Annotated in this window: 9 protein-coding genes; 1 reads left to right on the forward strand and 8 read right to left on the reverse strand. The window is 71.8% G+C overall.

Translation table 11 applies throughout. From position 1 onward, the window contains the following. Positions 1-9 precede the first annotated feature (9 nt). The 7 genes from CUT44_RS19375 to CUT44_RS19405 are packed head-to-tail and all read right to left on the reverse strand — an operon-like array spanning position 10 to position 7,685. Positions 10-1,185 (reverse strand): hydroxymethylglutaryl-CoA synthase, encoded by a 1,176-nt coding sequence (locus CUT44_RS19375; protein ID WP_100203159.1) that lies wholly within the window; start codon positions 1,183-1,185, stop codon positions 10-12. Continuing rightward, entirely contained in the window at positions 1,185-2,249 is a 1,065-nt protein-coding gene (locus CUT44_RS19380) for a hydroxymethylglutaryl-CoA reductase (RefSeq protein ID WP_100203160.1), read from the reverse strand. The genes CUT44_RS19375 and CUT44_RS19380 overlap by 1 nt, the downstream gene beginning before the upstream one ends. Next, the gene (gene fni / locus CUT44_RS19385; RefSeq protein ID WP_100203161.1) at positions 2,246-3,352 is read right to left on the reverse strand and encodes a type 2 isopentenyl-diphosphate Delta-isomerase; all 1,107 of its coding nucleotides are present in this window, start codon (positions 3,350-3,352) and stop codon (positions 2,246-2,248) included. Before fni ends, CUT44_RS19380 begins: the two co-directional genes overlap by 4 nt. After that, positions 3,349-4,467, reverse strand: coding sequence for a phosphomevalonate kinase (locus tag CUT44_RS19390; protein ID WP_100203162.1), 1,119 nt, complete (start codon positions 4,465-4,467; stop codon positions 3,349-3,351). The genes fni and CUT44_RS19390 overlap by 4 nt, the downstream gene beginning before the upstream one ends. Further along, a complete protein-coding gene (mvaD, locus tag CUT44_RS19395; protein WP_100203417.1) occupies positions 4,464-5,504 on the reverse strand; it encodes a diphosphomevalonate decarboxylase in 1,041 nt (346 codons plus the stop codon). Before mvaD ends, CUT44_RS19390 begins: the two co-directional genes overlap by 4 nt. Further along, on the reverse strand, positions 5,494-6,597 hold the full coding sequence (gene mvk, locus CUT44_RS19400; protein WP_100203163.1) for a mevalonate kinase: 1,104 nt from the start codon (positions 6,595-6,597) through the stop codon (positions 5,494-5,496). Before mvk ends, mvaD begins: the two co-directional genes overlap by 11 nt. Further along, positions 6,597-7,685, reverse strand: coding sequence for a polyprenyl synthetase family protein (locus tag CUT44_RS19405; RefSeq protein ID WP_100203164.1), 1,089 nt, complete (start codon positions 7,683-7,685; stop codon positions 6,597-6,599). The genes mvk and CUT44_RS19405 overlap by 1 nt, the downstream gene beginning before the upstream one ends. A 435-nt stretch (positions 7,686-8,120) precedes the next feature. Here CUT44_RS19405 and CUT44_RS19410 point away from each other — a divergent pair, with 435 nt between their 5' ends. Further along, positions 8,121-10,736 (forward strand): AAA family ATPase, encoded by a 2,616-nt coding sequence (locus tag CUT44_RS19410; protein ID WP_100203165.1) that lies wholly within the window; start codon positions 8,121-8,123, stop codon positions 10,734-10,736. A gap of 178 nt (positions 10,737-10,914) precedes the next feature. On the opposite strand, the gene CUT44_RS19415 is transcribed toward CUT44_RS19410, so the two are convergent. Further along, positions 10,915-13,074 (reverse strand): helix-turn-helix transcriptional regulator, encoded by a 2,160-nt coding sequence (locus CUT44_RS19415; RefSeq protein ID WP_233221501.1) that lies wholly within the window; start codon positions 13,072-13,074, stop codon positions 10,915-10,917. Between the last annotated feature and the right edge of the window lie 875 nt (positions 13,075-13,949).

Below are 13,949 nucleotides of genomic sequence, written 5' to 3' on the forward strand. Positions count from 1 at the left end.
ACGGCGGCCTTATCGCGCCGCGTAGACGCGCTTGTGGCCGAAGAGCCCGGCCAGCCGGTACGGCCCGGCGGTCTCCCTCGGCACGGGATGCTCTCCGCCGTCGGCCGGGAAGGACCACTCGTGGAGCTCGCGGTACTTGGCGTAGTCGATCTCCTTGCGCCGGCCGATCGCCTCGCGGTGCGCCTCGGAACGCAGTTGCGCGCGGTATCCCGGGACGACCGTGCCGGCGAAGAACTCGGCGACGCTGCCGGACCCGTAGCTGAGGAAGCCGATGGCCTGGCCGGTCAGGTCGTCGGCGTGGTCGAGCAGCGCGGCCAGCCCGACGTACATCGACGCGGTGTAGCTGTTGCCGATCTCGGCGTTGTAGGCCGTCGTGTGCCCTATGGCGCGGGTGATCTCGGCCTCGGCGGCGGCGTGCCCGCAGTGCTGGAGCAGCTGCCGGTGCGCCTTGTAGGCCATCTTCGTGAACGGCTGGTGGTAGCAGAACGCGCTGAACTCGTCGAGCGCCCGGCCGCCGCGCTCGGTGTAGTCCTTCCACGCGCCTTCCACCGCCTGCAGGTACGCGGAGATGGACTCACGCCCGTCGACCAGGGCGGTGGTGAGGTAGTTCGGCCGCCAGAAGTCCATGATGTCGGCGGTGAACATCCCCGACTGCTCCTCGATGCGCACCAGTGCGGGATCCGCGCCGACCAGCATGGCCACCGCGGCCGCGCCCTGAGTCGCCTCCCCCGCCGTGCCCAGCTCGTATCTGGAGACATCGCTGGCGATCACGAGGACCTGCTGCGACGGGTCGCGGTGAACGAGGCCGATGGCGAACTGCAGGGCCGCCGTCCCGCTGTAGCACGCCTGCTTGAGCTCCACGACCCGGGCGGCGGAAGGCAGCCCCAGCAGCGAGTGGACGTAGATCCCGGCCGCCTTCGACTGGTCGACGGACGTCTCGGTCGCGAAGACGACCGTCCGGATCCGGTCGGCGCCGTGCCGGGCGACGACGGGGGCGGCTGCCTGGGCGGCCATCGTCACGATGTCCTCGTCGGCGGCCGGCACGCTCATCGAGCGCTGGCCGATGCCCCAGTGGTACTTGGCGACGCTGGTGCCGTTCTGGGCGGCCAGTGCCTCGTACATCAGGACGTACTGCGTCGTGGCGAGGGACAGGTCGTGGATTCCGATGGGGAGGTTCCCGGACATCACTGGCCTCCGATCCTGGCTGTCGTGCTCCTGCGTTCCAGTCGGACGTGCGCCCGCATGAGCTCGCCCGGGTTCGTCTGCGCCGCCAGCAGGGAGAGTTCGCCGCACAGCACCGTCGCGGCCGCGATGACCGCGAGCCGACGCGCGTTGTCACCGGGTTCGCGCGCCTCGCGGCAGCCGAGCCGCTCCAGGTTCTCCTCGACGAAGCCGAGGCCCTTCCCGTTGCCGACCGTCCCCACGATCAGGTTGGGCAGGGTGCAGGAGAAGTAGAGGTCGCCGTCCCGGTCCTCGGCCACGGTCACACCCTGGGAGCCCTCCACGATGTTCGCCGCGTCCTGGCCCGTCGCCAGGTAGAACCCGAGCAGCATGTTCGCGTAGTGCGCGTTGGCCGAGCGGATCCCGCCGGCGAGCAGGGTGCCGATCATGTTCTTGCCGATGTTCAGGTCGGCTATCCCGGCAGCCGATGTGCGCAGCGACTTGCGGACGATGTCACGCGGCACGAGGAGTTCGGCGACGACCCTCTTGCCGCGGCCGAGGATTCCGTTGACGGCGGTCGCCTTCTTGTCCGTGCAGTAGTTCGCCGAAATCGACCCGTAGGTGATTCCCGGGATGACTTCCAGGATGTGGGTGAGGAGCGCGTCGGCGGCCAGCGTCGCCATGTTGTGCCCGGACGCGTCCCCGGTGCTGAACTCGAAACGGAGGAACAGCAGATTGGCCGCGATCTCGTGGTGGAACCCGATGAGTTCGACGAACCGGCCGCAGGTGCGCACGAGCTCGCGGAGTTCGTCGAGGCGCGCGTCGACCTCCAGGGAGGCCATGTGCGCGGTCTGCGCGTCCTTGGCCCTGACGAACACCGAGCGCGTCATCCGCTCGTCGATCAGGGTGGTGACGATGCCCTGCCCGACCATCGTGGAGATCCTCGCGCCCCGGCCGACCGAAGGCCACAGGGGTGACTCGTAGGTGGCGAGCGGCACCTCCGTCTCGAGCGTGGCCACATTCCCCGATATGCGCAGGGGGCCCACCCATCTCATGGGAACGCCGGCGACCGCGGTGGTGTCGGTCATCGGGTGCCTCCGATCGTCTCGTGGTTCGTGTGGTGGAAGTCGGTGCCGTAGGACAGGGAGCGGGTGGCCAGCCGCCGGGTCCCGATCCCCCGGTCGGCGCAGAACGCGCGCAGGTCGCCGTGGACGAGCACGTCGCACCGGGTCAGGTCGGCGGGGGTGCTCGCGCCCAGCACGGTCATCAGGGCTTCGAGCTGGTCGGTCCACGAGGAGAGCAGCGAGACCAGGGCCGCCACACCGCCGTCGAGCACGGTCCTGAGGAACAGGCCGGACGCCCCGACGGCGGAAGCGCCGAGCGCCAGCGCACGCGCCGCGTCGAGCGGATGGCGGATGCCTCCGGAGGCCAGTACCGGGATACCGACGCCCTGGGCGTCCAGCAGGCAGGCCGGAGTGGACTGCCCCCAGCCGTCGAGGTACGAGTAGTCGGGCCGGTCGCGCCGGTCGTTCTCGATGCGCGCGAAGTTGGTGCCGCCGCTGCCGGCGACATCGGCCGCCCGCACGCCCATCTCCTGAAGCCGCAGCAGGGTCTCGCGGCTGAGCCCGAAACCGACCTCCTTCACGATCACCGGGACGTCGACGCCGGCCGCGATCCTCTCGATCCGCGGACCCCAGGAGGCGAACGACCGGTCGCCCTCGGGCATCACCGTTTCCTGGACCGCGTTGACATGGATCTGCAGGGCGTCGGCCCGCAGCAGGCCGACGGCCCTCCGCGCCATCTCGACCGTGGCGTTGGCGTTGATGTTCGCCAGGATGAATCCGTCCGGGTTCTCCTTGCGCATCACGCTGAAGGTGTCCGCCACCGACTCGTCGGCGAAGTACGGGCTCACGGATCCCGTCGCGATGGAGACACCGGTCTCGCGGGCGGCGATCGCCAGATCGCGGTTGATGGCACCGGTCTTGGGGCTGCCGCCGGTCATCGCGTTGATGTAGAGCGGAACCTGCCATTCGATCCCGCCGAACCGGGTGGCCAGCGAGACGTCCGAGCGGTCGATACCGGACAGCGCGTGGTGCACGAAGGACACGTCGTCGAACTGGTTGTGCCCGCTGCGCCGGCGGTGCTGCTCGGTGGCGAACCGAACGTGGTCGTCCTTGCGCTCAGCGATCATGCTGCGCTCCCTGTCGTCTGCTGGATGTGGATCGGCATGGGGAGCACCCCCGCGGCGGCCCACCGCTTCCGCAGCCGCGGCGCCCTTTCCGCCGCCGCGGCGTCCAGGAACGCGATGCCGCAGTCGCCGCCCCCGGCGCCCGAGGGCTTCGCGGCGCCGCCGACGGCCTCGGCGGCGTCGCACAGCGCCGTCAGCCTGGTGGTGAAGAGGCCGAGACGGACCGCGTCGTCCAGATCGGCGAGCATCCGGCGGGCACCGCGGATCCGGTGCAGCAGCTCGTCGTCGTCCCCCCGTTCGAGCGCGCGGACCGAGGCGTGCACGCAGGCGTCGCTGCGCTCGAGGAAGTCCCGGTGTGCCGCGCTGCCCCACCACTCCCCCGTCTCCAGGCGTCCCGCCAGCGAGGAGGTGCTGGCCGGCTCCCCCGTCCAGCCCACCTCCAGCGCGAGTCCGCGGGGCGGCGGGAGCCGGCGCAGCGCGAAACCCGGCCACGGTGCCCGGAGAGTCCGCTCGATGCCCTCGCGCCGCGCCATGGCGAGCACGGCCGCCCGGTCGGGCGCCCGGTACGCGATCCAGCCGCCCCAGACGCTGGCGGCGAGGTCCCCGCCGGAGGAGCGGGGGTCGCGCCGTGCCGTGGCCAGCAGCGCGAGCCGGAACCGGGCCTCGGGTGACAGCTCCATGCCGTAGTACGCGGCCACGGCGGTCACCGTGGCGACCGTCACCGCGCCGCTCGACCCCAGGCCGAACTTGGTCCCGTCGCGGTGCAGGCGACTCGTGATCGAGACGCGGATCGGCGGCGCGTGCCGTCCGCGCCCGGCCAGCAGCCCGTCGACCACGTCAATCGCCGACACCGCATGGCCGAGGCGGTCCGGTGCCCGCTCCCCGTCGCCGGCGCCGATCCCGGCGAGCCCGCCGTCACCGCGCCGCAGGCGCGCTTCCCCCGGGCAGAGGTCGGACTCGATCACGACCTCGGCCCCGTCGGCCGCCGACACGGTGACGCTGACGTGGCGGTCGACCGCCACCAGGATCGCCGGGTGGCCCGGCTCCAGCACCGCGTACTCCCCGACGACGAACAGCTTGCCCGGGGCCTGCCGGGTGATCGCCCCGCCGGCGGTCACCACCCGGCTCCCGTCTGCAGCCGGGCGCCCGGTCCGCGCCGTGCGGTGACCACCGAGCAGCCGGGGGCGGCGCCGCGCACCGCCTCGGCCACCCGGGCGGCGTCCGCGCGGTGGCAGAGCACCTTGACGTTGGGGCCGGCGTCCATGGTCGCGTAGGCCGGGACGCCGTCCGAACGCAGCCGCAGCACGCTGTCGAGCACGGCCACCGTGGCCGGCGACAGATAGCGCACCGCCGGCCGCGCGGCCAGCATCGTCGCGTGCATGCCGAGGGCGTTCCGCTCGGCGATCTCCCCCACGGCGTCCAGATCGCCCCGCAGCAGCGCCGTCCGCATCTCGGCCAGGTCGGCCCTGCTGGAGGCCGCCCACGCCCGGTAGAGCGGCGAGGTCTCGACGGTCCGCCGCATGGCAGCCCGGCTGGACACGGCCTTGGCGCCCTCGTCGACCAGCGCGACCACCAGCGCCGGGTCGAAGTCCGGGGCCGGTACCGGCTCGGCGTAGGAGCCGATGTCCGCGGTCGCACCGGCGCCCCGGCCCGCATGGCAGATCGCGAAGCCGTCGAAGAGCGACCGGGAGGCCGACGCGGATCCCCGGCGGGCCAGCCGCGACAGCCCGGTGCGGTCGAGGTCGAGTCCGTACGCGGCGGCGCCGGCCATGGCCAGGGCGGCGAACCCGCTCGCCGAGGACGCCAGACCCGCCCCGGTGGGAACGGAGTTGCGGGTGTCGACGACGGCCGGCTCGAAGCACCCGGACCTCTCCCGCAGCAGCTCCAGGAAGTCGGTGACGCGCCGCCGCACCTCGCCCTCCGCGGGCGAGCCGTCGAGCGTGACGCTGTCGGTCCGCGCCGTGGGGTCCAGCCGGACGGTGGTGGTCGTCGGGAGGACGTCCAGGGTCATCGACAGGCTGTCGACGTACGGGATCATGAGCCGCTCGTCGCGTTTGCCCCAGTACTTGATCAGTGCGATGTTCGGATGGGCCACGGCCGTCGCAGCGCGGCCGGGAGCTCCGACGGCCGGCTCCGCCTGGTGGTCAGTCCGCATGGTGCGCATACCTTCCTGCCGGCACGATCCAGGTCCGGACGGCGCCGGCTTCCCGGAGACCGCTCACGACCGCCTCCGCCCGGCCGGGGCCGTCGGCCAGCGCGATCATGCAGCCCCCCAGACCGCCGCCGCTGATCTTGGCGCCCGGGCTGCCGGCCGCGAGCGCGGCTTCGACCAGGGCGTCGATCCGGTCCGTGCTGATCCCGATCTCGCGGAGCAGCCGGTGGTTCTCGGTCAGCCGTGCGCCGAAATCACCCCACCGGCCGTGGGCGAGGTCCTGCACGGCCGCGTACGTCAGGTCCGACACCCGGCCGACGAACGCCTCCCGCGTCCCCGGTTCGCGCTCGAACCTGCGCCGCAGCAGCTCCACCGCCTCCCTGGTGGCGCCGCTCACTCCGCTGTCCGCGATGACGAACAGCCCGTCGGAACCGGGGGGCCGGCCGGTGCCGGCGCGGCCGCCGGTTCCCTCCCGGGGGTGCGGGGAGCCGTTCCCCGGCGCCGGAAGAGGCAGCTCCCGGGCGGTGCCGGAGCGGAACAGCAGGGGGGAGGTCGCGCCGACGGCGATCGCGTCGACACCGCTCGCCCTGCCGTGCGCCACCTTCTCGGATGCCTGTACGAGTTCGAACACCGTCCTGGCGTCGAGGCGGTGGCCGAGGAGGTCCGCGAGCGCCAGCACCACCGCCCGGGCGCAGGCGGCGCTGGAGCCGAGCCCACGGCCCTGCGGAACGGCGCAGTCGATGAGTACGTCCGCGCGCAGACCGCCGGCGGTGCCGGTCCGTTCCTCGAACTGCGCCTCCAGGCTCCGCAGCCCGTCCGAGTACGGCGGTACCGTCGGCGTGGCCCCCGGCCCCGCCATCGCGAAGGTGACCTTGTGCGCGCTGTCGCCCGCTCCCGGGCGTCTCGTCGCTCGCGCGGTGACCGCCAGTTGCGGAACCGGGACGGCCAGTGCCGGAGCGCCGTACACAACGGCGTGTTCGCCGAGCAGGATGGCCTTGCCGTGGGCGCGTCCGACACCGGTGCGCCGGTGCCCGGCGGCCGGCTCGCCCGCGGGATCCGTGCGGTCGGTGAAGGTGCGCTGGGGTGTCGCCGCCATCAGTGGATCCGCTGCGTAGCCTTGATCGCCACCGCGGCGAGCTGCTGTTTCGCGGGATTGGTGGCGCTGCTCGCCTCCAGCACCGCAGTGGCCCGGTCGGCGCGGCGCGCGATCTCCTTCTCGATGTGGTCCACGGCGCCGACATCGGTGAGGACGGCGCGGACCCGGGCGAGGTCCTCGTCGGTGAGGTCGGTCCCGATCGTCGACCTGAGGAACGCCGCCGCCCGCGGATCGCGTTCGTCCGCGCGTTTCAGCGCCGTCGCGAGCAGCACCGTCCGCTTGCCCTCGCGCAGGTCGTCCCCCGAGGGCTTGCCCGTCACCGCCGGGTCGCCGAACACGCCCAGCAGGTCGTCCCGCAGCTGGAAGGCGATCCCGATGTCGGCCCCGAACGCCCGGTAGGCCGCGACGAGGCCGGCGTCGGCGTCGGCGATCGCGGCGCCGAACTGCAGGGGCCGCTCCACCGTGTACGAGGCCGTCTTGTAATGGTCGACGAGCAGCGCCGCGTGGACGTCCTCGTCGTTGCTCGCCTGGCTGATCAGATCGAGCAGTTGGCCGTACATCACCTCGTACCGCACCGCGGACCACACCGGTCCGAGCCGGGTCTGCGCGTCCGCCGGCAGCCCGGACGCGCGCACCATGACGTCGGACCACACCAGGACCAGGTCCCCGACCAGGATGGCGGCACCCGCGCCGAAGGCGCCCGGGTCACCGGAGAAGCGCCGCATCCGGTGCCGCTCGGCGAAGACCACGTGTGCGGCGGGATGGCCGCGACGGGTCCGGGAGGCGTCGATGATGTCGTCGTGGATCAGCCCCGACACGTGCAGCAGCTCGAATCCCGCACAGGCGCGCAGCACCGCCGCGGCGATCGGCCCGCCCGGGTCGCCGCCGGCGCCGATCCAGCCCAGCCAGGCGAAGGCCGGCCGGATGCGCTTGCCGCCGCGCAGGACGTAGTCCTCCAGCTCGGCGACGGTCGCCGCGAAATCCTCACCGAGCGAAGCGGTCTCGACTCGGCGTTCCGCGAAGAAGTCACTGATCGCGGCATCGATGGCGGCCGTGTCCACGGCTGCTCCGAGATAACTGACGGTCATGTTTTCATCTCCCGGTCGAGGCGACGGTCACCCTCACACTCATGTGTCTCGGGCTCCCGTGAATTCGCTGAGATCGGTCATGCCGAGCGCGGAACGGTTCCGGCCCGCTCCGAATGCACGCCATCACGCGCAAGATAAGGACGATCTCGGGAACAGCGCGTCAAAGTCGTTGCCCTGCTCGCCGGCGAATCTGAATGACACGAACGGTATGACGAAACTTCCACGCTGCCCACTACCCGGGTGAGTAGTGCGAATGCGACCGGGTATTCCTGCCGCACCGGCGGGCATCCCGTATAACTGAACAGGCCGTGCCGGCCGCTCGACGCGGTCGCCGGTGGACGCGGGTGTGCAACTGGCCATTCTGGACAGTCGGACACCGCGCCGCGTCCGGCGGAACGTTGCTTGGACAGCTTTCCAGGGCAACACGGGGGAATCATGAATCCATTGGCAGGGCGTGACCGCATCCTGTCCTCGCTGGGCTCCCATCTGGACACCACCGCGCGGGGGTCCGGGGGATGCGTCGTCTTCGAGGGCCCGTTCGGCATGGGCAAGACCCAGTTGCTGCAGGCCGCGACCCTGGAGGCGGCCGAACGCGGCCTGACGGCGGTCGCGGGGCGGGCAGGCGGCGCCGACCAGCCGATCCCCATCCACCTGCTGATCAACTTTCTGCGGCGGGCGCTGCCCGGCACGGCCGGACTCGACGATCTGGTGCGCCCGGACGGCAACCCCTTCCGGCTCGTGGACCGGGTCGGCGAGCTGGTCGAGAACGCGACGCGCAGGCACCCCCTGGTGATCGTGCTGGACGACGCCCATCGGATCGACGACGTCAGCGCGCTGGCCCTGCGGGAGCTCGTCCGGGCGCTCGCCTCGTCCCCGGTGCTCTGGCTGCTCGCCCGGCGGCCGGTTTCCTCGTCGGTGCTCGCCCAGCACGCCCTCGACTGGCTGACCGACCATGCCGCCGTTCGGCTCCACGTGGGGGCGCTGGACGACGAGTCGGTGGCCGAGCTGTGCACCGGCGTACTCGGCGCCAAACCGGACTCCTCGGTGCTCCGCTGGGCGGCTCGCTGCGAGGGCAACCCCTGGTTGGTGAAGAACCTCTTCCACGCGCTCATGAAGGCCGGGCAGGTCGTCGTCCTGGACGGCACGGCCTCGGTGCTGACCGACTGCGTGCCCGCCGGAGTCCGTGCGGCGGTCGGCAAGCTGCTGGACGGCATGTCGCCCGGAGTCCGGCGGCTCCTGGAGCACAGCGGGCGGTCCGGCCGTCCGTTCACGGTCGAGCAGGCGGCGGATCCGCTCGGCGAGCCGGCCGCCGACCTGTCCGCCCCCGCCGAGGAGGCGGTGCAGGTGGGCCTGCTGCGAAGGGAGGGCACGGAGCTGGCGTTCGTCCACGACGTGATCGCCGAAGCGCTCCGGCATCCCGCGTTCCCGGACGGCGGGCCCGATCGGCCGGGCCCTGTTCCGCCGGCCGCCGCACCCGCCACGCCACCGCAACCGCAACCGCGATCACCGGGGCACCGGGACGATCCCATGGCGGCCCGGGCCGTCTCGGCGCTGGCGCGTCACTGCGACGACGCGCCGGAAGCACTGGCACATGTGCTGCGCCTGCTCGTCGCGGTGGGACGGGACGCCGAGGCGTCCCGTCTCCTGGACGCCGCCGTACCCCCCGGTCCCGACACGGCGGCCGGGACGCAGCTCGTGCTGGAGCTGGGGCAGGGGCTGCGGGACGCCGACTGCCACGGCCTGGCCGCCGAGCTGCTGTGCCGGGCGCCGGCCCGGCAGGACATCGGCGAGCCGGACCGCGCCGAGCTGGGCCGGGCGGTCGCGGAGACCGCGGAACGCGCGCGCGGCGGGCCGGGCGCGGTGGCGGCACCGTGGCGCGGGCGGCCGGAGGTCCCGTCCCGGCCCGACCCGTACGAGCGCCCGCTGTGGACATGGCTGGTCCGGGCCCTCGTCGCGGTCGACCGGTCCGACGAGGCGACGGCCGTCCTCACCGCCGTCCGGGAGGAGGCGGACAGGCTCGGCGGGTCCTGGCACGCGTCCCTGTGGCACGGGCACCGGGCCGAACTGCTGATGGCGGCAGGCCGGCTCGACGAAGCCCGTGCCGAAGCCGAAAGCGCGCTCCGTACGGCGCAGCGGTCGGCGCCCGACCACTCGGTGCCCGCACGTCTGGTGCTGGCCCGCGTCAGTATGCACTGCGACGACACCGCCACCGCCAGCGAGCAGTTGCGCACGGCCGAACGGCTGGTGTCCGGCGACACGGCAGCCGACAGGGCCCGCCTGGACTGGGCGCTCGCGCAGTTCCACGCGGCCGGCGGCCGTCCGGCGATGATGGTCCGGACACTGGTCGACGCCGAGGTGCGGACCTCACCCGATCCGCTGCTCTTCTCCGAGGCTCCGACGGCGGCCGCGGCACTCATCCGCCAGGCCAGGCAGGCGGGACTCGGCGCGGAAGCCGAGCAGGCGGCCGCGTTCGCCCGGCACGTCGCCGAGCGCAACCCGGGCTCGCAGTCGTTGCGGGGCGGAGCCGAACACGCGAAGGGCGTCCTGTGCGGCGACACGACCGCACTGCACCGCGCCGCGGACCTCTACCGGCGCGCCGGACGCCCCCTGGCGGCGGGCAACGCGCTGGAGGACGCGGCGCGGGCGGAGCAGGGCACGGAGGACAGGAGCCGGGCGGTCCGGCTCCTCGAATCCGCCCTGGACCTCTACCAGGACTGCGGGGCGACGCGGGACACGGCACGCGTGCAGAAGAAGCTGCGCCGACTCGGCGTGCACCACATGCGCCGACTCGGCGCCGGCCGGCCCAAGTCGGGCTGGGAGAGCCTCACGAGCGCGGAGCTGCGCGTCGTACGAGCGATCGTCGACGGCAGGACCAACCGCGAGGCGGCAAGCACCCTGTTCCTGTCGCCCCACACCGTCGACAGCCACCTCCGGCGGGTGTTCTCGAAGCTCGACATCAACAGTCGCGTCGAACTGACCAAGCACTTCTTCGCGCATGAGGCCCCCTCTCCGGTGCCGGCCGAAGCACGCGGGCCCGGATCCGCGGGCTGATTCCGGCCGCGGCGCGGTGCGGGAGAAGCCGGACGTGTCCGGGGAGGGAAGCCGGCGAGCCCCCGGGAGGCCGGGACACGGGTGTCCCGGCCTCCCGGGCCGACCCGCCCGCTTGCGGTGTGCGGGCGGGACGGGGACGCGCCGCCCCGGCCGTCGGCACGGCGTACGGCACCGCCGGTCAGACGGCGTTCCCCTGCTCGCCCTCCATCGAGTAGACGGCGGCTCCGCTCGAATAGGTCGCCGCCTGGCGCGCCAGTTCGACGCGGGTGTTGATCCCCAGTTTCCGGTAGATCTTGCGGAGGTGGTAGTTCACCGTATGCGCCGACAAGTGCACGCGTCTGGCGATCTGGCGGTTCGTCAGACCCACACTCACCAGGTAGGAGATTCGCCGCTCCATCTCGGAGAGACGCGCCCAGCAGGTGACGCTCTGCAGCGAGACGCCGTCCGCGGACGGCTGCGAGACGGCCTGCCGCCACCGTGCCGGAGCCTGGACCGCGTACAGCTTGGCGAGCTCCTCCGTCGCCAGGGCCACGGAGACCGGGTCCGGCGACTCCACGATGATGTGCGCCAGGGCAGCCGGATCGCCGTTGGCCAACGCGTTGGCGTGCATGGCCGTGAGACCCACGATCGAGATGCCGGGGTTGTCGCCCGCGATACCGTCCACGGTCTCGAGGACGCTGCGCTTGAGATCGCTGTCACCGGCGTCGCGTGCCAGGCGCACCAGGAAGGCGGCGGAACTCGGGTCCTCGATGTAGAGGGACCGCCGCGTCGGGAGATGGCCGTACGTGCCGGACAGCAAGTCGACGGCCGCTCGGGGCCCGTCCCTCTTGGCCGTGACGAGTACGTCCGTCCAGGCGTACTGCGCGGACTCCAGCACCGCCTGACCGTCGGCCAGGTCGGCGCGCATCCGCTCCATGTGCTCGATCGCCGCGGGCAGGTCCCCCAGGTACAGGGACATGGTGCTGAGCACGGAGAACGCCAGCGGCCGGAGCATGGGGACGGCTTCCCGCTCCCACGCGGCGGTCGCCGCCTCCGCCTGTCGGCGGGCATCACCCAGACGTCCGGACTGGAGGAATATCCGGGCCCGCATGGCCGCGGGCGCGGCCGTCCAGACCGGTGCGAGCAGTCCTCGCAGGCCGACGTCCACCTCGTCGATCAGGGATTCCGCCCTGTCGAATTCGCGAAGATTCGCGCGCTTTCCCGCCAGCGCAAGCTGGAAATGCAGACGCCATACGGGGTCGGCATCACCGCTGTAACGCACCGCGGCACACCCCAGGCTGAGCCCCTCGGACAGCTCCCCGGCCCGCCAGCGCACAGTGGAGAGGGTTGTCAGCGCCATCAGCGCGGCGATGTCACCAGGTCGAGTACCGCGCTCCCGCAGAATCTGCTCGGAGAGCTCGACGGCTTTCTCTGTGCCTCTCCCCTCGCCAAGCAGGAAGTATCCCAGGATCACTGATGCTTCCGCGTCGAGCCGCACTGCCCGCGAGATTCCGGGACTGGCGAGAACGCTCTCTGCGACGCGTACTCCGGCTGCCGCCTTCCCGTTCATTATCAGACTGTGCGCCCTGGAGCACTGGCCACCGACTCCTTCTTCGGACACATGGCACGGACCAGCCGAGTTCCCAATCGTCTCGAAGCGTTCCTCGATCTCCTGGGCACGCTTCTCGGAGATCCCCATGGCCTCACGCTGCAGCGCGCCACGCGCAGTGGCGGGAATGGATTCGACGACTCCCCGGAAGAGGAAGTCACTCCGGAACACGAGCCGGCAATCGGCCTCGACGACGAACCCGGAGACCAGCGCCTCGTCCAAGGGCGCGAGCAGGCTGGCCGAGGACCGGCCCAGCATCCCGGACACGTCCTCCAGCCTGAAGGACCTGCCCAATACCGCCGCGACCTTGAGGAACTGCTGGCAGGCCGCGCTCAGCCCGCTCAACTGGCGGCTCACGGCAGTCAGCACACGACACGGAATCCGCCGTGCGGCGAGCCGTACCGCGCCGTCGCGCTCCTCGACGAGCCCTTCCTCGACGAGGCCGAGCGCGAGCTCGGCGAGCAGGTGGGGATCTCCGCCGGCACCCGCCGCGAAATCGATCAGCTCGCGGCCGGCATCAGCTCCGAGAACATCCAGTAATATCTGCCTCCGGGTGTCTTCTTCCAGCGGCCCCGAGATCCGCCCCCCGACTGCGACGTCAGGCATTGTGTCCGGTCTTCGGTTCTCAATCGCCGGCCTCGTTGACATAGCCCCACTCCGATCACATTCACGCGACTGAAGCATGTTGGAACCGATCAGCCGCAGCACGCCGGAGCAGTGCGGTTTTTCGATTCCGAACGTGAAGTCCATCAATTGATGGCGAGGACGCATGATCAGCGTCGGACCGATTCAAGGCATTTCATCGTCTGCCATGACTAACCCCCCGTATACCGTCCGGCTATCGGAACCGGAACACCTCGCACAGCAGCCTGTCACTCAGCGTGTCATTCGACTGGATGTCCACACCGGCAGGCGAAGAACCACACCTCTCCGATCATGGCGGGAATATGCGGCGATCCACGACCTTCCGACTATAGCATGGCGTGATGTCTCGGCCAGTCGTTCTCCAATGATCCTCCGGCTGGTTCCGAATTCTTCAAGAAGTTTTTCCCGTAGCATGGGGCGACGATGGTTCCCACCGCCGTCCTCATTGCTCTTCAGCCGGCGCCGGGCAGGACTTCGGTGCTGCAGCGGAGCTTCCGGTTCCCGCCGATCCACCGGTTCGGCGGGACCCCGGAAACGCGGCGGGCACGGGCTTCGAAGGTCATGGAATTCCCCGCGCCCGTGATCCGCGCGGCGTTCCCGGCCACCGTCCCGCCGGCCGGGGCTCGGCCGGACGGTGGCCGGCAGTGATCGGTGGTCCCGGCGGTGTCGCACCGGCCGGCGGGACGGCCGGACCGGTCGCGGGGTTCCGGAAGGCCGCCGGGGTCGGCGCGGCGGAGCACCGGAGCTGCTTCCGGCTCAGATCGCACCGCGGTCGGTTCCCGGCCGCGTCCGGTACCCGGGCGGCCGGGCGCACCCCTTCCGGGGGCCGGGCTTGAGCCTGCGCCGCCCCGCACCCCCGGAGAATCTCCGGAAAATATCCGAAAGTTTCGACAACGTTGACATGGGTGCGGCTTCCTGGACTCGGGCACTGATCGGCGCACTTCAGGCACGGTCGACCAGGCGAAGCTGTGACCAGGATC

Origin of the sequence: Streptomyces carminius (assembly GCF_002794255.1) — a bacterium.
GTDB lineage: Bacteria > Actinomycetota > Actinomycetes > Streptomycetales > Streptomycetaceae > Streptomyces > Streptomyces carminius.

What these genes read in the sequence shown, in the direction of transcription:
- fni (WP_100203161.1), bottom strand. Translation starts at nt 3,352, where the DNA reads ATGATCGCTGAGCGCAAGGACGACCACGTTCGGTTCGCCACCGAGCAG.
- CUT44_RS19410 (WP_100203165.1), top strand. Translation starts at nt 8,121, where the DNA reads ATGAATCCATTGGCAGGGCGTGACCGCATCCTGTCCTCGCTGGGCTCC.
- mvk (WP_100203163.1), bottom strand. Translation starts at nt 6,597, where the DNA reads ATGGCGGCGACACCCCAGCGCACCTTCACCGACCGCACGGATCCCGCG.
- mvaD (WP_100203417.1), bottom strand. Translation starts at nt 5,504, where the DNA reads ATGCGGACTGACCACCAGGCGGAGCCGGCCGTCGGAGCTCCCGGCCGC.
- CUT44_RS19405 (WP_100203164.1), bottom strand. Translation starts at nt 7,685, where the DNA reads ATGACCGTCAGTTATCTCGGAGCAGCCGTGGACACGGCCGCCATCGAT.
- CUT44_RS19415 (WP_233221501.1), bottom strand. Translation starts at nt 13,074, where the DNA reads ATGGACTTCACGTTCGGAATCGAAAAACCGCACTGCTCCGGCGTGCTG.
- CUT44_RS19375 (WP_100203159.1), bottom strand. Translation starts at nt 1,185, where the DNA reads ATGTCCGGGAACCTCCCCATCGGAATCCACGACCTGTCCCTCGCCACG.
- CUT44_RS19380 (WP_100203160.1), bottom strand. Translation starts at nt 2,249, where the DNA reads ATGACCGACACCACCGCGGTCGCCGGCGTTCCCATGAGATGGGTGGGC.